The organism is Flavobacterium sp. (genome assembly GCF_052437795.1).
GTDB lineage: Bacteria > Bacteroidota > Bacteroidia > Flavobacteriales > Flavobacteriaceae > Flavobacterium.
Map to the genome: position 1 here is coordinate 54,250 of NZ_JBQVPA010000007.1, position 22,739 is coordinate 76,988.

18 protein-coding genes are annotated in these 22,739 nt (G+C 47.0%); 14 read left to right on the plus strand and 4 right to left on the minus strand.

Annotated features, from left to right (window positions below):
* The first annotated feature begins 1 nt into the window (after position 1).
* On the plus strand, positions 2–1,318 hold the full coding sequence (locus ACT6R0_RS17705; RefSeq protein WP_444655199.1) for a TolC family protein: 1,317 nt from the start codon (positions 2–4) through the stop codon (positions 1,316–1,318).
* A 47-nt stretch (positions 1,319–1,365) separates the two neighbouring features.
* On the opposite strand, the gene ACT6R0_RS17710 is transcribed toward ACT6R0_RS17705, so the two are convergent.
* The 4 genes from ACT6R0_RS17710 to ACT6R0_RS17725 are packed head-to-tail and all read right to left on the minus strand — an operon-like array spanning position 1,366 to position 3,824.
* Positions 1,366–2,031, minus strand: a complete 666-nt coding sequence (locus tag ACT6R0_RS17710; protein WP_444655198.1) for a response regulator — start codon at positions 2,029–2,031, stop codon at positions 1,366–1,368.
* Between the two features lies 1 nt (position 2,032).
* On the minus strand, positions 2,033–2,827 hold the full coding sequence (locus tag ACT6R0_RS17715; protein WP_444655197.1) for a sensor histidine kinase: 795 nt from the start codon (positions 2,825–2,827) through the stop codon (positions 2,033–2,035).
* Positions 2,785–3,432: a 7TM diverse intracellular signaling domain-containing protein gene (locus ACT6R0_RS17720; RefSeq protein ID WP_444655196.1), complete on the minus strand. Its 648-nt coding sequence runs from the start codon at positions 3,430–3,432 to the stop codon at positions 2,785–2,787. The genes ACT6R0_RS17715 and ACT6R0_RS17720 overlap by 43 nt, the downstream gene beginning before the upstream one ends.
* Before the next feature lie 20 nt (positions 3,433–3,452).
* Entirely contained in the window at positions 3,453–3,824 is a 372-nt protein-coding gene (locus ACT6R0_RS17725; RefSeq protein ID WP_444655195.1) for a hypothetical protein, read from the minus strand.
* A 181-nt stretch (positions 3,825–4,005) separates the two neighbouring features.
* Here ACT6R0_RS17725 and ACT6R0_RS17730 point away from each other — a divergent pair, with 181 nt between their 5' ends.
* From ACT6R0_RS17730 to ACT6R0_RS17790, 13 genes are all read left to right on the plus strand, one after another.
* Positions 4,006–4,569, plus strand: a complete 564-nt coding sequence (locus ACT6R0_RS17730; protein WP_444655194.1) for a phage tail protein — start codon at positions 4,006–4,008, stop codon at positions 4,567–4,569.
* Between the two features lie 53 nt (positions 4,570–4,622).
* A complete protein-coding gene (locus ACT6R0_RS17735) occupies positions 4,623–9,368 on the plus strand; it encodes a hypothetical protein (RefSeq protein WP_444655192.1) in 4,746 nt (1,581 codons plus the stop codon).
* Between the two features lie 10 nt (positions 9,369–9,378).
* Positions 9,379–9,627 carry a hypothetical protein gene (locus tag ACT6R0_RS17740; RefSeq protein WP_444667432.1) on the plus strand — a complete coding sequence of 83 codons (249 nt, stop codon included), beginning with the start codon at positions 9,379–9,381 and terminating at the stop codon, positions 9,625–9,627.
* A gap of 193 nt (positions 9,628–9,820) precedes the next feature.
* Positions 9,821–11,293, plus strand: a complete 1,473-nt coding sequence (locus tag ACT6R0_RS17745; RefSeq protein WP_444655189.1) for a hypothetical protein — start codon at positions 9,821–9,823, stop codon at positions 11,291–11,293.
* A gap of 1 nt (position 11,294) precedes the next feature.
* Positions 11,295–13,886 (plus strand): hypothetical protein, encoded by a 2,592-nt coding sequence (locus ACT6R0_RS17750; RefSeq protein WP_444655188.1) that lies wholly within the window; start codon positions 11,295–11,297, stop codon positions 13,884–13,886.
* A 7-nt stretch (positions 13,887–13,893) separates the two neighbouring features.
* Positions 13,894–14,964, plus strand: a complete 1,071-nt coding sequence (locus tag ACT6R0_RS17755) for a polyprenyl synthetase family protein (RefSeq protein WP_444655187.1) — start codon at positions 13,894–13,896, stop codon at positions 14,962–14,964.
* Positions 14,965–14,985: 21 nt separating this feature from the next.
* Positions 14,986–15,858: a hypothetical protein gene (locus ACT6R0_RS17760; protein WP_444655186.1), complete on the plus strand. Its 873-nt coding sequence runs from the start codon at positions 14,986–14,988 to the stop codon at positions 15,856–15,858.
* A gap of 5 nt (positions 15,859–15,863) precedes the next feature.
* Complete coding sequence (locus ACT6R0_RS17765; protein ID WP_444655185.1) at positions 15,864–16,574, plus strand: hypothetical protein; 711 nt, start codon at positions 15,864–15,866, stop codon at positions 16,572–16,574.
* 13 nt (positions 16,575–16,587) lie between these two features.
* Positions 16,588–17,265 (plus strand): hypothetical protein, encoded by a 678-nt coding sequence (locus ACT6R0_RS17770; protein WP_444655184.1) that lies wholly within the window; start codon positions 16,588–16,590, stop codon positions 17,263–17,265.
* 286 nt (positions 17,266–17,551) lie between these two features.
* A complete protein-coding gene (locus ACT6R0_RS17775; protein ID WP_444655183.1) occupies positions 17,552–18,154 on the plus strand; it encodes an RNA polymerase sigma-70 factor in 603 nt (200 codons plus the stop codon).
* A 68-nt stretch (positions 18,155–18,222) separates the two neighbouring features.
* Positions 18,223–19,236, plus strand: a complete 1,014-nt coding sequence (locus ACT6R0_RS17780) for a FecR family protein (protein WP_444655182.1) — start codon at positions 18,223–18,225, stop codon at positions 19,234–19,236.
* Positions 19,237–19,444: 208 nt separating this feature from the next.
* The gene (locus ACT6R0_RS17785; protein WP_444655181.1) at positions 19,445–20,524 is read left to right on the plus strand and encodes a carboxypeptidase regulatory-like domain-containing protein; all 1,080 of its coding nucleotides are present in this window, start codon (positions 19,445–19,447) and stop codon (positions 20,522–20,524) included.
* Positions 20,525–20,809: 285 nt separating this feature from the next.
* Entirely contained in the window at positions 20,810–22,672 is a 1,863-nt protein-coding gene (locus ACT6R0_RS17790) for a hypothetical protein (RefSeq protein ID WP_444655180.1), read from the plus strand.
* Positions 22,673–22,739 lie beyond the last annotated feature (67 nt).

Below are 22,739 nucleotides of genomic sequence, written 5' to 3' on the forward strand. Positions count from 1 at the left end.
CATGAAGCTAAAGATTATTCTATATATAATGCTGTTTCCTGTTGCTGCTTTTTCGCAGGAAGTATGGACATTACAGCGGTGCCTGGACGAGGGGAGGAAAAACAGCCTTGATATCCAGCTGAGGGAGTTGGACATCGTCAGCGCAAAGGCTACCTACCGGAGCCCTGGCATGGATTTTTTGCCGAAGGTAGACTTTTCTGCGAGCCATAACTACAGCATAGGGTCGACCATTGACCCTGCGACCAATAACAGGGTAAGCAGCAATATCCAGACGGACAATTTTTCACTAAATGCTTCCCTTACGTTGCTTGACCTGAATGTGTTTACACAGGCACGCCGCAACAAGCTGGCGGTGCTCAGGGCTAATGCCGACAAGGAAGCCACAGCAACGGAGTATTCGCTCAGCATCATGGAGAATTATTTCAATGCGCTGTATACCCAGGAACTGCTAAAGGTACAGCTGGCGCAGTTTGAGAACGCGGTGTATAATTTAAAAAGGATAGAAAAGGAGGCAGAACTGGGCAGCAGGCCCAAAAGCGACCTGTATGACATGCAGGTGAGCTATGCACTTGAGGAGAACGGCATCATTGAGACCAGGCAATTGCTGTATAACAGAAAATTGCAGCTGATCCAACTGATGAATGCCACGGGGCTTTCGCCCGATGCTATGACACTGGATACTAAAGGCTATGCAGAGGCTTTCGCCGAAAATAGCGATCCGGTATACGAAAATGCCCTGAAAAACTATCCCGCCATAGTTTCGGCACAGCTGGCGGAGGACATTGCAAGGAAGGAAATGAAAATGCAGAAAAATAAATACCTGCCTGTATTGGGGGCTTATTACAGTTACTCGTCATTTTACTACCTTCCGCTGAACGGTTTAGGCACGCAGGGCGTAAACCCTTTCTGGACACAGCTCGACGATAATAAGAACCACTACGTAGGCGTACAGCTGAATGTACCCATATTCAATGGGTTGCGCAACCACAGGGATGTGCAGGTGGCAAAGATCGAATACAAAAAAAAGACCGTGGAGGCAGAACAGGAAAAGATAAAGCTGCGCCAGCTCATAGAACAGGAAATAGCAAAACTGCAGCAGGCGCGGGAAATAGCCCAAAAGCTTGAAAAGGCGCGAACGTATGCTGATAGGTCATTTACTGCAGCGCAGGCAAAATTTACGCACGGCCTGATCGAAGCTGTTGTTTTTTCGGCCTCAAAGAACCAATTGCTCACCGCCGAATATGATCTGCTGAAAGCAAAATATACGGTAACGTACCTGACCCTTAAGCTGAAGTTCATTGAGCACAATGCTATATAGCTTAATTTTCATATGACTTATGACTAAACTAAGTCATCTGCGATGGATCACACTATTATGTCCTCGAGTTTGAGGATGTCGTTCTGGAGCGCGAATACGACCAGGCCTGCCATGTTCTTCGATTGTGTTTTGAGCAGCAGGTTATTACGGTGACCCTCAACGGTACGGTAATTTATGAAGAGCGTGTCGGCTATTTCTTTGGTACTTTGCTGCATGCAAATAAGCTTGATGATCTCTTTTTCGCGGGCCGTAAGGTCCCAGTTGTTGAAATTTGATCTTTTTGGGGCCTGTATGTTCTCTTTTAATACCTCTAACACATAAGCATCATAATAATACCCTTTTAAAGCCACTTCCCTTATGGTTTTAAGCAAAACATCAGGTGTAATGTTCTTTACAAGATAAGATGACGCACCGGTGCTTATCATGTTCGCAATGAATGGCTTAGTATTATAGCTCGTCAGTGCTATTACCTTTATCGAAGGAAAGTGTTCGCATACCGCCTCCGTAGCTTCAACACCATTAACACCGGGCATTTTAAGGTCCATTATGATAATATCGGGATATACGGTGCAACCTGAAAGATAGTCAAGGACCTCGATGCCGTTCGACGCTTCAAAAATTATTTCCATGTCAGCTTCCCGCTGTAAAAGGAATGCGATGCCGTTCCTGAACAACGGCTCATCATCGGCTAAAAGTATTTTTATGGTACTCATTTTAAAAGCTGAATATCGTGGTTGTTCCGTGGCCTGTTCCCGAGTCTGTGGTAAGGCTGCCCTTTAGGTGGTCGATCCTGCTTTGTATGTTTTTCATTCCCAGCCCAGCCTGTTGTTTTATGGCATTTACATCAAACCCGATCCCATTGTCATTATAATGGCATACTGTTTTTCCGGCTTCATTTTCGAACAGGATGCTCATTTTGGTAGCCTTGCCGTGGCGTATGGAGTTGCTGAGCAGTTCCTGCAATATCCTGAATATATGCATGTGCCTTTCTTTATCGGCATTGTCAAAATTTACCTTGCTACTATAGTCAACGGCTATGTTGTCGAGGCTGTTGAATTCAGAACATAATTCTTCTATCGCGGCATGGAGGCCGAATTTGTCAAAAACGGGTGGGAAAAGATTATGGGCTATCCTGCGGGAATTCTCTAAGGCTTTAGATGATAATTCTATGATCGATCCGAGTATCTCTCCTTGTTTTTCTGCCTCAACACCCTGCATGGATAGCAGGTGGCAATTGAGCGAGACTACATTTAGCTTGGAACTGATGTCATCATGAAGGTCCTGAGCTATCCTTTTACGTTCCTTTTCCTGTGTTGCAATGGTCGCTGAAAGGAGGTCTTTGCTGTGCTGCAGTTCGATGTTCTTCTTTTCGAGTTCTTTTTGCATGATCTTCCTATTCGAAAAGAAAAAGAAAAGCAATAGGGTAATGCCCATGGTCAGCATCAGGAAAATGCCAGCCAGGACGATCAGTGCCGGTGTGTTATCCGGGGTAAAAAACGTTGTTTCCATTCCCACAATACGAGTAATTGGTATATAATGAACAAAATGGCATTGGTATTCCAAATATACACGTAAAATTCGTCATTTATACTTACAAGAGATGTGGCAGACGCAAAAATAAGCGCGCTGCTGATAAGGTAAATGAACAGCCCTATGGTCACGAAATGGAATGGCAGCTTTTTACCAAGAAGTTCATACAGGTAGAGTACTGAATAGGCAATGAGGATCACAGAAGTTATGAGCAGGCCCAGCGAGTTGAAAGTGAAATAGTTGTCCGGGTAAACGGAGTATTGTATGACCAGCCCTATGGTCGTTATTACAGAGGTGGCCATTATAAGGTGGCTCTTTCTTTTTGCGACCCCAAGGAAAAGGTTATAAAAAAAGATGCTCAATAAAATAAACTGGGAGAACAGGTAATAGTTAGACAGGAAATGGTTGTTTTGATTTCTCAGCGCAAAGGCCTGCATGATCAACTGGACCACGCCTATTGCCAAAAGATAAAGCGAGAAATATTTATAGGCTTTTTCATTCCTGAAAAAGCCTATAAGGTAAATTATGACATTAATGCAAAGGATCACAAGGCCGATCCCCGAAAAGATCTTTAATGTCTCCATTTTTTTAGAAAGTCGTTCTACTATAGTTCAAGGTCGTTCAAAGGGCTGTTATAGCCACAGGCACGCGGGCATGGCAGGGTGAAATCATAAATAAAGCCGGGTTGGGCTGATTTTGGCAGCATATCATCATGCGTTTGCATTTGATGGTTATACGTTGTGCCTACGAACATTAGCTTGGCCTCTCCGTTATCATCAACTCCAATGTATGCCCTGGCAGCCTCTGCTCCGCTATCAAATATGTGTTTTAATCCTTCAATAGGTATTAGGAAGCCTTTCACCTGGCTGTGAAAAATGTAGCCCTCTTTACCTTCACGCCATTTCTTTGCCCAGTTTTGGGCGGTTTCCAATTCGATCCTGTTGTCGAATTTTGCTGCTAGTTCATCTTTAAGCATGTCTTTTTATTTAGTGGTTTATACTGGTTGTCTGTACTACTTTTCCTTTTAAATAAATTATAGCGTAGTGCAAGTTAAGCAAAATTGCAATTAATGGGATATTTAAAAACAGGTATTTCTACGTGATTTTATAGAAAGGTGCTGATCTAGTTTTGCCTTATAACACAAAAAATATAATATCATGGAAGAGTACACAGGAATTGTAAAATTGTTTGCGGGCAATTTTGCCCCAAGAGGATGGATGTTTTGCGAAGGGCAGCTATTATCGACACACAGGTTCGGCGACTTGTTCAGCCTCATTGGTACAACGTACGGAGGGGACGGAGCAGGATCATTTGCATTGCCCGACCTTAGGAGCAGGGCTGTTGTTGGAGCAGGTACGATAGCCGAAGCAGGGAAGACAGCTTATAAGCCCGGAGATAATGGCGGGACAGAAAAAATGATACTGGACGCTACACATGTGCCGGACCATACCCACACAGCAAAAGTTATGGTAAGCACTACTAATGCCGCAGATCCTTTACCAAAAAGGACATCGGTCTTTGGTGCGCCGGGAAAAGGGACAGGAAGATCATTTGAACCCAATTTCGGTTTTATTGACGCAGTGCCTGATATGCAGCTTGCCGATACAACTGTGACCATTGATCCCACTACAGGAGGAGGCAAAGAGTTTTCTCTAATGAACCCTTACCTGGCCATGAGCTATATCATTTGTGTTGAAGGGATCTATCCTTCCAGGCCATAGCCACAAAATTACCCCAAAAAGAAACAAGTATTACCAAAGTAAAATTCATTATCATGAAGCGACATTACTATATACTCGTCTGCCTCCTGTTCGTTTCCACATTCTTATGTGCACAGACAACGGAGACCTTTGAGACAGAGACCCAGGGCGCGATCACATTTAACGATAACGGGCAGCAATTTAACATCACCACCCAGGCGGGAGGGAAATTTTACATACAAAAGATGTTCGCTAATACCGGGTGGAATGGCTCCGGCCCCGATACAGCTTATATCGACAATGACACCTACGCAAAAGCTTTTGTACCGGTACAATTTACCATATCTACCAGTACAGGTGCGGCATTCCAGCTCAAAAGCCTTTGGCTGTTCCTGTCATCCAATAACCTGGCCCTGCAAAACAGCCCGGTCACAATTACCGGAAAGCTTGGCGGTGTTGTTGTTTTTGATGTTACATCCTCTGGCTTTAACATGAATCCGAGTTACCAAAATGGTTTTTCATTTATCAACATGGCAACCTATGGAGGCCAGAACAATTCGAATGTGGCTATAGACCAATATGTTGTAACTACATCCGGCAATACAGGTTATGTATCGCACGATACCATGACCTGGCAATGCGCGCCAATAACGGCAACCCAGGCTACGCAAACCAATGTACTTTGCTACGGAGGTGCAACGGGCAGCGCTACAGTAGCTGCAGTTCCCGGAGCGGTAAGCTATGATTGGAGCCCGGGTAACCCGGCAGGCGACGGTACAAGGACCGCTACAGGCCTTGCGGCCGGCCAATGGACGTGTACGATAACCACAAGTTGTGGTACCAGCAGTTCTACTACTTTTACAATTACGCAGCCTGCAGCACCGTTGTCGGCAACGCAATCGCAATCCAATGTCTTATGTTATGGGAACAGCACAGGGAGTGCCGGCGTTGCTGCTAACGGCGGTACAGGCGCTTGCACTTATTCCTGGTCACCATCGGGCGGATCGGGAGCTACGGCAAGCAATTTGGCATCAGGCAACTATACGGTGACTATAACCGATGCTAACGGCTGTTCTATCCAAAAAAACTTTACCATCACGCAACCTGCGTCAGCTTTAACCGCGACACAATCGCAAGCCAACGTACTTTGCTACGGCAATGCTACGGGCAGCGCTACGGTAACGGCCTCGGGCGGTACGGGCAGTTACACCTATTACTGGTCTCCATCGGGTGGGTCGGGGGCTACTGCAGGCGATTTGGCGTCAGGCACTTATACTGTTACCGTTACCGATGCCAATGGCTGTTCCGTGCAAAAAAGCTTTACCATAACGCAGCCTGCTGCACCTTTGACCGCTACGCAGTCGCAAAACAATGTTTTATGTTTTGGGAATGCTACGGGCAGTGCTACGGTAACACCTTCGGGCGGTGCCGGTAATTATAATTATTTATGGTCGCCTTCTGGCGGATCGGGTGCTACGGCAAGCAATTTGGCATCAGGCAATTATACGGTCACAATAACCGATCCTAATGGCTGCTCCATACAAAAGAGCTTTACCATTACGCAACCCGCAGCAGCTTTATCGGCTGCACAGTCGCAAACTAATGTCCTGTGCTTTGGAAGCAGTACAGGCAGTGCCACGGTAACACCTTCGGGCGGTACCGGCAATTATAGCTATTCATGGTCGCCATCGGGAGGATCGGGTGCTACGGCGGGCAATATTCCGGTCGGCAATTATACGGTAACGATAACCGATGCCAATGGCTGTTCCATCCAGAAAAACTTTACCATTACGCAGCCTGCAGCGGCATTGTCAGCCACAGGGTCACAAACAGATGCTTTGTGCCATGGCAGCAGCACAGGAACTGCGACTGTAATTGTCTCGGGTGGTACAGGTGCCTATAGCTATATGTGGTCGCCATCCGGTGGCACGGGCGCTACGGCAAGTGATCTGGTGGCAGGTAATTATACGGTAACGATCACTGATGCCAATGGATGCTCCCTGCAAAAAAACTTTACCATCGCGCAGCCCGCGGAAGCTTTGGCGGCTACGCGATCCCAGGTAGATGTTATATGTAACGGAGCCGCCACGGGAAGTGCTACGGTAGCTGCTTCGGGAGGGACCGGTACATACATCTACTCATGGTCGCCTTCGGGTGGTTCGGCTGCAACGGCAAATGATCTTGCCGCAGGAAATTATACCGTTACCATTACCGATGTGAACGGATGTTCCTTACAAAAGGATTTTTCCATAACACAGCCACTGGCTATAACGGCCACGCAGTCACAGTCAGACGCATTGTGTAATGGCGAGGCTAATGGTACCGCGACTGTTGTGGCTTCGGGTGGTACGGGAGCCTATACATATTTATGGTCGCCGGCAGGAGGTGCTGACGCTACTGCTGTTGGGCTATCGCCGGGTAATTATACGGTAACGATCACTGATGCCGTTGGATGTTCGGCACAAAAGGACTTTACGATCGCCCAACCGGATGCCTTATCTGCTACCGGTTCACAAACCAATGTAATATGTACCAACTGGGCAGATGGTACTGCTACTGTGATCCCAACGGGCGGTACGGTGCCGTACAGCTACTCGTGGTCGCCTACAGGCAGTACAGAGGCTATGGCCTCAGGTCTTTGGGCAGGAGAGCATACAGTAACCATTACCGATGCCAATGGATGTACTATTCAGGAAACATTTACGATCACCCAACCGGAAACGCCTTTGTCAGCTACGGTATCCAAAACCGATGTGCAGTGCTTTGGCGCAGCAACAGGTACCGCAACGGTGGCACCTGTTGGCGGCTACGGTAACTACAGTTATTACTGGTCACCGTCGGGCAGTACAGAGGCTACAGCCACGGGGCTTGCCAGCGGTAACCATACCGTTACCGTGTCAGATCAGGGTGGCTGTACGGTAGAGTATACTATTACAATAGGGCAGCCACAGCCGGTGTCGCTTTATCTGCAGCCTGTAAGCACAGGATGCGATGGCACAGCTACAGCCTTTGCCGATGCATGGGGTGGCGCGGGGTATTTTACTTATTCGTGGGCGCCTTATGGAGGTAACGAGGCAACAGCATCAGGACTTGAGCCGGGCACCTATACAGTAACGGTAACGGACATGAACGGCTGTAGTACAGAGGGAGATGTAACCGTATCTGACGGAAGCGAATGCAGCAGCACTACGTTCTGGAACGGTACCGAATGGAGCAATGGCGCGCCAACATGCTTTAACGTTACGGCAGTTATCTTTGGAGACTATAATTCGGCTTTGCACGGCGAAATAACGGCCTGTTCGCTTATGATAAACGGTGGTGCCGTAGTGGTTGAGCCGGGGGATGACTTTATCATAAAAGGGCCGGTATACATAGAAGGAGGCAGTTTGACATTTGAGGATAACAGTAACCTTGTACAGATAGACAACTCCAATAACTTTGGGAATATCATATACAAACGCAACAGTGCCGCGATATATGGTAAAGATTATACAATATGGTCATCGCCACTGAGCGGCAGCCAGACGTTAAAGGATTTTTCTGAGGAAACCCTTGACGAACGATTTTATGTGTACAACACCGAACTGGGCGCTTACAGCAACTACCAGAGTGCTTCGGGTATTTTTGGAGGAACTCCGGATCAAGTGAACTTTACCGTTGGGAAAGGGTACCTGATACGTATGCCCGAAGGATTGAGCGACACATCGGCATCTGTGTTCAACGGGATATTCAGGGGTGTACCGAACAATGGCGAAATAGCTGTGCCGGTCATCGCTACGGGTAACAGGTACAACGCAGTGGGCAATCCGTACCCATCACCAATAAGTGTGCAGGACCTTATACTGGAGAACAGTGGATCACTGGATAATGGGACACTGTATTTCTGGAGGAAAAGGAACGGTACTGCAGGTACGGCCTATGCTACCCTGACGCTGGCGGCCTATGTAGGTGCCACCCAGGAAGCTGATGCTGCTGCCGGCAATGCATTTGAAGACGGCGATGAGGCCAACTGGGTAATCAACCCGGGGCAGGGCTTTCATATAAAGGCGGCGTCCACGGCAAGCCAGATACTTTTTAAGAATAGTATGAGGAGAGGGGAGAACAACGGGCAGTTCTTCAGGAATGGCATGTCGGCCCAGGATACGCCATCCAGTTCTAAAATGTGGCTCAACATAACAGGCAGTGCCGGTGAGTTTGGGCAGGCCGCGCTGGTATACAGCGGAGTAACGACTAATGGGCTGGACTATGGATATGACGGCAGGCTGTTTAATGACGGTGTCATTGCGGTATATACACTGGCAGAAGACACAATGCTTGCCATCCAGGCACGTGCGGCGTTTGATGCAGGCGATGAGGTACCCATGGGCTATAAAGCCACGACAGCCGGATCTTATGGAATAACCCTGGACCATGTTACAGGTATCTTTTCGAACGGCCAGCACATTTACCTCAGGGACGACCTGCTTGGTACCACACACAACCTTACTACTGGAGGTACCTATAATTTTACGACAGAGGCAGGTACGATCAATGACCGTTTTCATGTAGTGTATGCAGATGCATTGGGGACTGATGGCCCGAAAGAGGACATAAGCCAGGTGATCGTCTGGAAGAACAATGGTGCCATTTCGGTAAGCAGCGGTAATTTATCCATGAGCAGGGTTAAAGTAACGGACATAAGGGGCAGGCTGCTGTATGACAGCGCTATACCTGATGTTTCCACTTTCACTATCGATACCCTACAGTCAGAACAGCAGATGCTTGTAGTGCAGGTAACTACTACAGGAGGGGCCACAATTAGTAAAAAAATGATCTATTAAGAAAATTATCATGATACACAGATATTTAAAAATTTATATATGCCTCATAATGCTGCTAAGCGATTTCCTGGTGTTTGCCGATGACGACCCCGGGACCGGCTTTGAGGATGAGAACGGCGATGTGGACGGCACGGTGGAAGAGCCCGTGGCAGTGAACCCAAGGCTTATATTCCTTGCGATAGCAGGTGTAGCCTTTGCCTTTTACCACTTTGTAGAAAAAAAGAAAGCATCGCATGGCGGAAGCCATTACGGTACATAACTTTCCTTTTATATTTTTTTTGTGTGGCCTGTCCGGTATCCCGGGCAGGCCTTTTTTATATGGGCTTTTAAGTAGTGCTAAAAAACAGGTGTTTATACGCTGTTATGGCGCTTGTCTTTAAAATAGTTTTGGCAATGTGATACAGTATATAACTGTGCAAAACCTATAAACAATAACATAAACTATCAAGATCATGGCTAAGAAAGTTACCGGAGAGTCTCCAAACGAATTTTTTACACAGGCCGCATGGGCCGCTATGTGGAACCCTGAAAGCGATTACTATCTGCCGAACGTTATTAAGGACGGCATTTCAAAAGAAGGTATAAAAGCAGATCCCATGGGCAACCTCATGCTGGACAATGTACCCGCGACTGGGTCGTTCCAGCTTATGAAATCGGACAACCTGATATCATGGCTGCCGGTAAAAAGCGGCTATGTAGGCATCAGGTTCGCTAACGTGATCATATCTGACATGCATAATGTAACGAACGGTGGACTTACCTATAAGGACGAGACCGATTCCAAGGGTACCATAAAGGCGGTGATCGGCGTTCCTGACATTACTGTTTCAGGAAGCTATACACTGGTAGCTACGGGCCTGGCAGAATGTGCCCTGGATTCGGCGGCGATACTGCCTATGCCTTTTAAAGACAGGATGGCCGGATCCGGGGAACTGGTAGGGACAGACGAGTATCTTGAAGAAGCAAGGGGCCAGCGCACAAAACTTTGGCAAACAAAGAACGGTGGCCTGCTCATGGATAAATTCTACGATCATAACGAGGTGTACAACTATTCTTTCCAAAACAACAAGGGCCTGAAAAACTCATGGGTGCAGCCGGCCAACCAGCATTTTATGGGTACGACCTACCAGGCGAGCAAAGACCCGAACGTACCGGTGAACGGCAATGTATACATGGACGGGGAAAATGGCGCCACGAATTATAATACCAATGCCTTTAACCAAAAACTTGCCGTGGCTTATGCGGCTTTTGGTTACGGAAAGAACCCACCGGAAAAATGCAACATCACAAAAGAACAGTTCAACGCGGCAGGACAGGCTGCGTTGCAGTTTGAAGGATTTGTGGCCGAAACGGGCAACACATCAAAAAACACGGTGCCAATGACGGTAAACCAGGTATATGGCACTATTGAAGGTGTTTCGCCGGAAAAGATGCTGGCAATGAAGAAAAGAACACCGCGCAACTATGATGAGTTCATGGATTCGCTTAGCGCTGATGAAAAAAGATACCTGGTGGCTATAGGCAATGTAGATAAGAACCTTGAAGTTAAAGATGGCGAGGATGCCAACGCAACACTCATGACCGGGTCGTTCATGGTAAGGATAAATGCGGGCGACCTGACAATGGACGCAGGTCTTACATTTACCGCTATGCCTGACCTTAAGGCAACAGCTAATGTAACATCTTTCAAGTCGAATGTCAAAATAGCGTCAGTAGACATTACAGATCAGGATTCGTGGCTGGGCCTTCAGTCTATCGGCTCGGCAGTGATCAATGCTTACAATAATTCGGGCCAGATCGCGAGCCTTATGGAGGATAAGATAAATAAGGAGCTGGGCAGCGATGATGTGAAAAAATATATAGGGAACTGGCTGAATAACACGCTCCAAAAAGTATTTGGCGCATTTCAATCTTCAAGAAAGTAAAATGGCTGCAACAGATATCAAAAAGACCCTTACCGATAATATAAAGGGGGAAAGCCTTAAACTGGCTTCGGGGCTTTTTCCCGGGGTTATAGCAACAGCGATGGAGTATTACCTTAACGGTGTTACGATACCTATCGGGTCTGCAGGCAGCTTTAAAGTAACGGGAAGCGGTGCGGCCCTGCAGCTTGAAATGAGCCCGGTAGCATTTGAAGGGACCGCTACGGCGGATGAGGCAAAGCTTAAAGTGAAAGGAACAGGCGACTATGCCGATGCCTATATCCTGGTAACTTTTACCAAATTAAGTTCAAGTGAAGTAGCGATCGAGCTTGATGCCACAATGGGGGATAAACTGTCGTGGAGGCTCAGTGATCTGTGGCCGGGTCTATTGGACCATGCGCCTTTTAACGAGGTAACTTTTGAGAAGGGACAGCTCTCCTTAAAGATCGATAAGGACAGGAATATCGACTTTGGAGGTACGGGAGACCTGTATTACAGATCGGAAAAACTGGCCGCAGGCGCGATAAGGATCGTTTACAATGGAGAAGCCACAGGGGAGCCGGATGATGCAAAAGTATGCGTGCTTGCCGGTGCGGTAGTGGCCGAATGGAGCCCTGGGAGTATTTGGGCGCCGCTTAAAGATGTAAAGTTCAAACAGTCGGGCCTGCTGTTCTCTTCATTGCCTGAAGCATCGGCAGAAACATTAACCGGCCTGAAGTTATTTGGCGATGGCGAAGTACCTTCTATCGTGACCGGCGATTTTGAGGTAAAGAACGGGATCACTTTTTTTACCACACTTGAGCTTGATAACCTGCTAAAGCCACTGGTTTCGCTCATCGGGGAAAACCAGACACTTGCCTTGTATGCCAACAGCGACCTGAAAGATAAGCTCACCCTCATGGCGAAATATGGTTCGTCTAAATTTAAGCCGGGATCCGATGCCATCTTTGAGTTTCAGGACTTTGGGCTGGAATGGGATATGGAAGGCAGCGATTATAAGATCATCGCGTCGGCCAATGGTAAGTTTTATCCGCCGGATGGCAGCGAAGGGGGCATTGGGCTTACATTGTCAAGTACCATAAAGCCTTCTGATGGCAGCATACAGCTAATGCTCTCGCTGGGCGACTGGGTGCATCCTTTTGGCTACAGCCGCCTTACGGTAAAAGAGTTTTATTCGGCAGTGGCCCTGGCGGCAACTTCAGGCGGAGTATCGGTACAGTTGGGAGGCGATTTCATGTTCACGACAGATGATAATAAGGATTTTGAGTTTGGCGTAGCAGGTGAGGTGCTCAACTTTGATGCGGTTACCGGTATCGCTTTCCTTCTGAAAAAAACGAACGACAAAAATGACCTTTCCATTGGCGACCTTATTAATGGCATCACCAGTGTTGATACCGGCTCGGTACCGGGGATGGATTTCATCAATGACATTATCCGGATCAAATATGTAGATTTTGCAGTTGTCGAAGGGAATTCACTACACATTGGTACCAAGGAGTTCAAAAAAGGCTTTACGGCCCATGCCAGTTTTGATGTGCTGCAGCAAACCCAGGTATTGCTGGATGTTGAGATCACCCATACCAATAGCAAACAGAGCTTTAAAGGCATGGCTAAAATGGAGAAAGCTGTGAAAATAGGCGATGTATTTACGCTGGCTGCCTGGGATAATGAAAAACGATCGCCGGACCTTACCAAAGGCCCGATCATCGCGGTGGCATCTGACGGGATGAAGATCGACCTGATAGCGGAGCATCTTGTACGGAGGGACCTTAATGCCGATAAAGAAGTGTATTTCTACGCGAGTGGTTACCTGAAAGTGCTTGATGTCATCGAGGAGCACTTGTACGGCATTGCGACCACCGACGGGCTTTTTGAATTCAGTATGAAAGTGACTGAAGGGATACAGGTGGGCGACAGCGGTACGTGGGGCGGGTATGCCATTACGGCCGGGCTGAACCCTGAAACGTATAGCTGTAAATGTTCTTTCGAATTCAACTTTGGGTGGAAGAACGTGTCGATAGGGCCGCTTACAGTTTTTGGGGTTGACCTGATACCAAAGATCGATCTGCCTAACTTTAGCATTGCAGCCGGCCTGGGGATAGTTGTTGACGGCAGTAAGGGCAGGTTCCTGCTTGAAGGCAAGTTCCTCTTTGACCTCTTGGGCATACACATTGCCTATGGCAGTGAGGATGAATTTAAAACCATTTTTGAGATCGATATCAGCAAGGCTATTACCTCGCTTAGCGGCTTGAAAGATACGGTATGGGAATGGCTGAAAGACAACATTGCCGACCTTTTTGCTTCGGCGTTCAACGCGTTGAGCGAGTTTGTAGACTGGGTAAAAAAGAACGCGGTAGCATTTGCGCTGGAGGTGGCAAAAATAGCCGAGGCTATATATAACGGCTTTAAGCAGACAGCGGAAGAGATCGCCAACATACTGAAAGGCATTGGCTATGCCGCATCAGAGATCTTCAACGCGCTGGTAGACGGGCTTAATGTCGCGCTGGATGAAGCTGAGAAGATAGTTGATACAGTGTTCGAAACCCTTAAGCAGTGTGCCGTAGATACCGCAGGCGCTCTCGGAACCACAAAATAAACGAAATATGGAAGCAGAAATATATGGCGCGGCCGTGACCAGGAACGCCGCTACTTACACCGAAAGCAGCATTGACGTGAGCAACCCGGTAACCGCAGCACTGCATTTAGTAAAGGAAGACATGGACAGGTATGCCGCGGCACTCGAAGTAGCGCTGGAGCCACAGATGCCCTACCTTACCGATATAGAACTGGAGATCTATAAAAGGGGAAAGAAAATTAGGCCCCTGATGCTTATACTTAGTGCCAGGATGATGTGGGGTAGTAAAGAGCCCCTGCCGCAAAAGGTAATAAATGCGGCGGTATCTACCGAGATGCTGCATGTGGCAACACTCATTCATGATGATATCATAGACCATGCCCCAATGCGGAGAGGGATCCCCTCCGTTAATCAGCACCGGGGTATAGACATGGCCATTCTTATAGGCGACCTGCAATTTGTACAGGCCATACGCTGCTTTACGAATTCGATAGAAACGGAACGCGATATGCACCTGGTACGCCTGGTGCTGGACTCGGCCTTCAGGATATGCTGTGGCGAGATCGACGAGCTGCAAACCGACCCCGACTGGGATTTTTTAACCCTTAAGGCCAGCTATTTCCAAACCATTGAACGCAAGACAGCCATACTTTTTGGCGTTGCATGCGAGTGTGGCGTGGCACTGGGCGGCGGCCATACAAGGCAAGCGAACAGGATAGGGTTTTTCGGGCGCAGGATAGGAAGGGCTTTCCAGATCATTGATGATGTGTTTGATATTGCCAGGTCACTTGACGATACGGGTAAGTTCCCCGGGACCGACCTTGCCAGGAAAAGGCTGTCATTACCCATAATTTATGCCATGAACGAGCTGGGGCAGGAGCATATAGTTACCAAAATAATGAAAGGGACCACTTTTACACAAGACGACCTGATGGAAGGCCTTACTGCGATTAGGCACAGTGAGGGATTTGTACAGTCACTGCTTGATGCACGGTCGGAGATCATTGACAGCATGAGGTACCTTGATACATTTCCGGACAACGAGTACCGCACTGCCCTGAGTGACATTGCCTACTATGTTGTGAACAGGAGATATTAATAACAATTCATACCATTATACATGATAGAGAATAACATAAAAGATACTGCGGGAGGTTTTTTAAACTTCCTCATACAGTCGCTCGTGGCTATGGCCAACGATCCCGCAAACAAAAGGTATTACCTTCCCATATTCCTGAAAGACCTGAAGGTAGATGGCGATAAAACGCTGGTGCCCTATGTAACAGAGATCAATATGGGCGGCATAGAGAGTATTAAAAGCCAGGTAAGCGAAACCCTGTGCAATGCAGCCTGGGCATCGCTGGAAGGGTATGATGGGGCGCACGCCTTTACAGTTCCCGTTATTAACATTAGTTCGGTATCCATAAATGGGCTCAACAATGCACTGATCTCTTCTTACAGGGTATATCCGGCAAATGCGCAAATGCAATATGCAGTGGTGTTCAGTGCGAAAATGAATGCTTACCCGGACCTTGGCGACCTGACCTTTGACCCGGCGAAATTTTACTTTGATGTAACCTGCCAGTCAGATGATAACCTGCATAAAGAAGACATCCATTCTGATGGTAATTTCAAGGGAAGTGTAGGAAAGGCGAACTTTAACGGGGTGCTGCTCATCAGCCTTAATGATGACCTTACTACGACCGTAACGGTACCGGAAAGCTATGCGCCGGAAGGAAGCGGCACGATGGCAGGATTAAGCATCGTGTTCGCAGAAGGTGACGGGCTTGTTGTGACCGACATTACCCTGGAAGGCGACGACCCTTTAAAAGAACCCAATGAAGAGGCTATAAACCAGGCGTTCAGCAATGATGATACCCTGAAAAAGATAGAGGTGCTCTTTAATGAAAGCATTAACAAACAGAGCGTGAGGGAGACCCTGGCGTCGGGGATGCAGGGAAAACTCAATGACCTAATTAACGATTTAAAATAAGAGTTATGGCAGTAGTGAACCAGGATATATTTTTCTCGAAACTGTTCCAGACCGGAATGAGTGATCCCAACAGCAGGATATACCTGCCTAAGATATTGACCGATACCCAAAACCCATCGCTTAACCCCTATACCATGGACAGGCTGGACCTGGGGCAGCAGACAATAGGTGTGATACCTATAAATGTTTTGCTTACCAACATAAGTATAAAGGGGATCCCAAGCGTTTCTGTAAATGCGCAGGAGGGAGGCTCCTTTGTATTTACAGGGCTTAACACTGCCATCAATGCGCAGTTTTGCACACTGTCCCCGCCGCCGCCAAATGTAAACCCGATACTGGAGCTGAGTGCTGATTTTGCTCTTTCATTCACGGGGAACCAACTGACAGGGACCCTGGAAGTAACGATAGACAAAGCAGCACTTAATGCGCAAATGCTTCTGTCCGGCGACCAGCTGATCAATATTATTACAACGATAAATTCGCTTCAGGCCAGCGTACCCGATACCGCTCTGATCACGCCTAAAGTTACCTTTGACAGTGGCGGAGGTGAGTTTTGGCCAACTGCATTTTCAAAATTTATAAAAAAGAAAACTACCATTGATGCTATTGTGGCGAAAGTAAATGATGAGCTCAATTCCCCAGGCACCAAAGATAATTTGAGCAGGGAATTGACCACAATATTCCAAAATGCCATCAGGCAGCAATTAAACCCTTAAAAACAATAACGATATGAATCCTATTGAAGACCTTTTGAATCAAATGATCGCGGGCATGCTCCCGCAAATTAACGGGGCGATACAACAGAATATCAGGAGCAATAACATGGACCCGTGGGGACAGGTAGCGCATGGCAGTGAGGGGATAGGCTCCATTGACCTTATTTTATGTGATGCTTCTGTCGGGGCCAACTATAATGTTGGCAATATGCGGGGGCTTAGCAGCATTACCATTAACTCGATCACCGTAAGCAATACGCACGATGATCCCCAGGACCCTGCAAAATTGGTAGGGAACATAAGTGTGGTGGCATCTATGGCACAAAACCTTGATGCCGCGCTTTGGGGCAACGTTGAGGCTAAATGTGGCTTTGCCCATCCAAGTGTAAGCATTGACGGATCGGCGACCGTATCGGGACTTCGTGCCTCGGCTACAGGATTTTTCTCTGCCAGCCAGACGGACGATGCTATATGCCTCGACTCTATTTCCATGAGCAACATGGATGTTGATTACAGCGAGCTTTCGGTACATGTTGACAGCCTTGGGGTATTTGGCTTTTTGCTGGACCCGTTGGTAAATGTGATCGTTGGTGCCTTTAAAGGGCAAATTACCGGGGCAATAGCCAGTGCGCTTAAACCGGCAGTAAATAGTGAGGTGAATAAAATGCTGCCGCAATGCCAGAGCTTATAATTTGCTATGCGATATAAGCACATAGGAGTATTTAACCCTGCTAAACTACATAGCAGGGTTTTTTATGCGGTAAATATTGCGGGACCGGGGAACAATATCGCGGCACAGCGAACTGAAACAGTCACTATGCTTTACATCAGTCAATTCGGAGTAATTATAAACTGTTTTTTGGAAAATGCTGGAAAACATAAAAATATTTAATAATTAAATTTACAATTTGTTAATATTGGGGTAATTTTTTATTGCAAAATGTGTAAGTATTTTTACCCTTTTATATAAACGCCCAATGGGATCATCAAATAAGACGGATCTGTTTCTACTCCAGGAATGTTGTGAAGGCGATGTACGCGCTTATGAGGAAATATTTTCGAGATACTCAGGCAGGCTATACCAATTCTCCCTCAAATATACAAAGGACGCATCAGTTTCGGAAGAACTGATGATGGATGTAATGTTTTGGATATGGCAGAACAGGGAAAGGCTCTCCGACATACAGAACCTTCCGTCCTATTTATTCACTGCCATTCGTAATAAGGTCTTCAATCATTTGCGCACCAGGGCGCTCGAAACAATATCCCTTGGAGATGCATCGGCTGCCACGATATACAGAGGTCAAGATCCTTCCGGTGACCAGCTTGAGTTCGAGGATCTTCAAAAGCAGTATGAAAAATGCCTTGAAATGCTTAGCCCGCAATGTAAAACGGTGTTCATGCTTAGCAGGCATGAAGAACTTTCGTATGCCGAAATATCACAGCGGCTCAGCATTTCTGTAAAAACAGTGGAAGGGCATGTATCTGCAGCATTGCGTTCACTTCGAAAAAATATGCCACGTTACATTGATAAACTACCGGTCGCGGTTTTTCAATTATTTTTTTTAGATTTTTTTTAAGATAAGGCAAGGGTGTCACGTGTTTTTTGTGTCTTAGTATATGTAGGCCAAAAAACAGGATACGTAAAATGACATATAAAGACCTTATAAAAAAATTCCTCAACAGCGAAACCAACGATGCCGAAACCCATGAGGTGAACCTGTTCCTGCAGCAGCCCGAAGCACAGGCCGTGTTTAATGAAGCGTGGGATGAGATGGAACCCGAAATGAAGGCAACGGCACCAACGCCTGATGTAGAAAGCCTTTTGCTCAGGCAGTGGAAAAAAGAGATACATAAGCGTATCGCGGCTGAAGATAACAGTAGCATCGCTAAACCACGAAAGCCAGGATATCTCCGTTATGCCATGGCAGCCGCCATACTCCTGTTGCTGACACTGGGTGGTTATGGTATTTTTAATACTTTTTATAACGGCCAAAATACTGAGATCGCGATGACTGTCGCTAATCCTACAGGAAAGAACATGCTCATTGTTCTTCCTGACAATTCAAAGGTATGGCTTGGCCCGGGGAGCACACTTGATCATCCAAAACGATTTGATGATGACACCAGGGAGCTTTCGCTATCGGGCGAGGCATTTTTTGATGTTACAAAAGATCCGGATAAACCCTTTATCATCCGCACAGGCGATATATATACCAAAGTACTGGGCACATCATTTAAGATCGAGGCTTTTGAAGGTGGCGCTCCCATTGTGGCAGTTAGTACAGGAAAAGTAAGGGTAGCGCGTGAACATGACGGCGAAATGAAAGAACTGGCAATACTGGCACCTGGTGAGCAGGTAACATGGGACCCAAGGCAAAAGAAAGCCGTAAAGACAGCTGTGGACAAAACAGAAGTGTTGGAATGGAAAGATGGGAAGCAGGTTTTTAACGATGTGCCATTACAGGATATCACAAAAGTACTGCAGCGCTGGTATGGTATGGAAATTACAATATCCGACCCCGGGCTAAGGCAAATGCGTCTGTATACATCGCTTACCAATGGCATGCCTATAGAGGACATAATGGAGGTACTTGCCGCGACCGGCAGTTTTCAATATGAGATAAAAGGAAAAACCATAAACATCCACAAAAAAATATGATAATATAAAACAGACCTAAAAAAGAAAGCTGCCCGTGGGCAGCTTCTGGTAACGCGTCTTAAAGCCGGGGTTGGCGCCGAACGGCTTTAAGGAGTAAACCACATACCGGGAACCGGTGTGCAGAATAAACATTTCCACTAAGAAAACACCGTTAACATACAAATTTATGCAAATTGAGGTACAAAAGATAATTAATGTACGATTTCTTATGAGGGTTTCCATTCTTGTGTTCTTCCTGCGCTTCTTTATAGTAAGCGCTGCATTTGCCGGTGAGGCGAATGGACAGGTGCTGGAACAAAAACTAAGGCTGGAGCTCAACAATGCCAATGTTACAGAAAGCCTGCGCCAAATAGAAGGCAGCACTGGGGTATCCTTTTCTTTCGCTACACAACTTATAAAGAACAACACTAAAAAAATAACGATAGCACAGGACATTAGCGTGAAAGAAGCTCTTGTGATCATACTGGCCGATACAGGCATACGCTATCGCGTCATTTCGGGATATGTTATCCTCGAAGGCGAAAAACAACAGGAACCGGGCTACATAAAAGGACTTGTGCTGGACCAGTACAGCATGCCGCTTCCGGGTGCGACGGTAAAGATCGCCGGTACAGATAAGACGGCAACATCTGCCGAGGACGGCTCGTACTCTTTTTCCCTGCAGCCGGGCAGCTACATCCTTGAAGTGGACTATATTTCCTTCCAGCCTCTGAAAGTTACGGACATAGTGGTAGAGGGCGGACAAACTACTACGCTAAACCTTGTAATGACAGAGGATGTGGGAGCGCTGGATGAAGTGGTGATAACAAAAACATTCAAAAAAGCCACGGCGACTACCGAAGGGATGCTGCTGGAACAGAAGAACGCCCCTCAAATGTCCGACGGTATATCTGCCGAGCAGATCGCCAGGACACCCGATAAAGATGTTGGTGCAACATTAAAGCGCATTACGGGGGTAACCACCATAGATGACCGTTTTGTAGTAGTACGGTCTATGGGCGACCGATGGAACCAAGCGGTAATGGACGGGATTAACCTCCCGAGCACCGATGCGGTACAGCAACAGTTCAGCTTTGACATTATCCCCACGGCAATGGTAGAAAGTGTGGTGGTAAGTAAGAATGCCACGCCCGACATGAATGCCAACTTTGCGGGAGGATATGTTGAGGTAAGGACAAAAGCGATACCTAAAGAAGATTTTACATCATTCTCCATAGGAAGCTCTTACAACAGCCGAAGCGTTTTTAAAGACAGGCTTACCAAGCAGCAGGGCGCTCATGATTATTGAGGCTTTGACGATGGCAGCAGGGATTATCCTGCGGGAATTCAAAATCACTCTACCGAAGTTCAGACTGAAGCCGAGGCCTTACCTGCCATTGAACAGTCCAAAAGATTTACACAAGATAACTTTACTACGTATACCACGAATGCGGACCCGGGAACTTCGATCCAGTTCGCACTTGGCCGCGCATTTGATCTTGACAATGATGACCGCTGGGGTTTTGTAGGATCGCTGATATTTAAGAATACCCAGGAAAAGCTGGAAATAGAGCATACCGAAAGGGGTTCATGGATGCGCAATAATGAATATCTGGCCGAAGCCGGGGAAGGCTACGCCACACTAAAGCGATACGGGTTTAAGAACTCAGGTGCTTCCTATAATTACAACTCTACCCTTGGTGGTATGTTGAATGCCGGTATAACATTGGGCAGGCATAAGTTCACGGTACGCAACACCATTATGCATATGTATGACAACACGCTTACCCAAATAACAGGATGGGATTATTACGCTGGCAATGTTATCGGTATCGTGGAAGGGACATACCTGCCCTTTGTGGCTGAAACAGCCTACCCGGTATACCAGGGTTTTATCCAGAACAAACTGGAAGGCGAACACAAATTGGGCGACCTGGAGATCAACTGGTACCTGGCCTACAGCAGTACAAGCAAAGATACAAAAGACGCGACCTTTATGAACAGGGGCTGGGGCAGGGCAGGAGATGACATGTACCTTAGCCTGGAGATATATAATAGTGGCGGTGACAACTTCAGGAGGGCAAATTTTACTAATGAGGAGAAAAATTACAATGCGGCGGTCAATTTTAAATATGCGGTCAATTTCGGCGAGGATTTTAAAAATGACATAAAAGCTGGGTATTTCGGGACCTATAAAAAAGCCACGAACCAGCAGGAATCAGCAAGACTTGCAGTTATAGGCCAGGGCACCAACAGGGCTCAGGTCAATTTCCCAATTTCCGAATTGCTGGACGGCTCTTATTATAAGTGGGGTGGCTTTGCCTGGCAAAGAACGACCAATTACGGCAAGCAGTACATGGGCGATGTTAAGATACATTCGCCATTCCTGATGCTTGACAATAAGGTGACCAAGTATGTAAGGCTTGTATGGGGCCTCAGGGCAGAGAGCTTTGTATATACCCATATATCGAGCCAGGCAGATACACCACTGGGCTTTGGCACGGCGCAGCTGGACGAGGCCATATGGCAGTATCTGCCATCGGTAAACCTTACGGTAAGCCCTACCGAAAAAACGAACCTTAGGGTGGGGTATAACAAGTCGGTACTGCGCCCACAGTTCTCAGAGCGTATCAATATGCCGTATTATGATCCGTTGCGCAATGCACAGGTTTTGAATTACACAGGAGGTATCGTATCGACCGTTGTAGAGAATTTAGACTTCAAGGCAGAATGGTTCCCGTCGAGGGGGGAGATACTATCGTTTGGCATATATAAAAAGAATATTGAAAAACCTATAGAAGCAGTGGCACAGATAGGTGGCGATGGTGGTTCGAGGACGATCTTTAACATGAACTCCCATAGTGCCAGGCTGTGGGGTGTGGAAGCAGAGGTGTACAAAAACCTCTCTTTCCTTGGTGAAGGCGAACTCCTTACCAGGATATACCTGTATGGGAACGCGGCAATAAACCATACCGATGTGACCGGATATCAAAATATAGACGGTACAGGCGGCCTGTATGAGGCTAACCGACCGCTATACGGACAATCGCCATACAACTACAACCTGGGGTTGGACTACATTGGCGAGCGTTTAGGCTTTAGCATACGCCACAATGCTACGGGCGACCAGTACATCTTGGTAGGTTTCAACTACAATGCCGAAGAGATACGTATGCCTTATGCAACGACCGACGCACAGGTAAGCTACAAGTTCCTGAAGCAAAAGAACCTTGAGTTCAAATGTGGTTTTAAAAACCTGTTCGACACTCCAATAGAGACCTACAGCAATATGAACAGCTACACGAAAATATTGGATAACGAAGCAGGTACGAACCCCAGGTCGCAATTTGGACTTGGAGCAGGGGCTACGAACAGATATGACGAAGGTATAGACAATAAGTTCTTTAAGGCCTGGAACGGCAGGACTGTAAGCCTCTCTTTGAATTATTCATTTTAAGATAATCATGCTGGCCGTTGAAGGCCGGCAATAATACGGGACAGCTGCACTTTCCGAAGCGTTACAC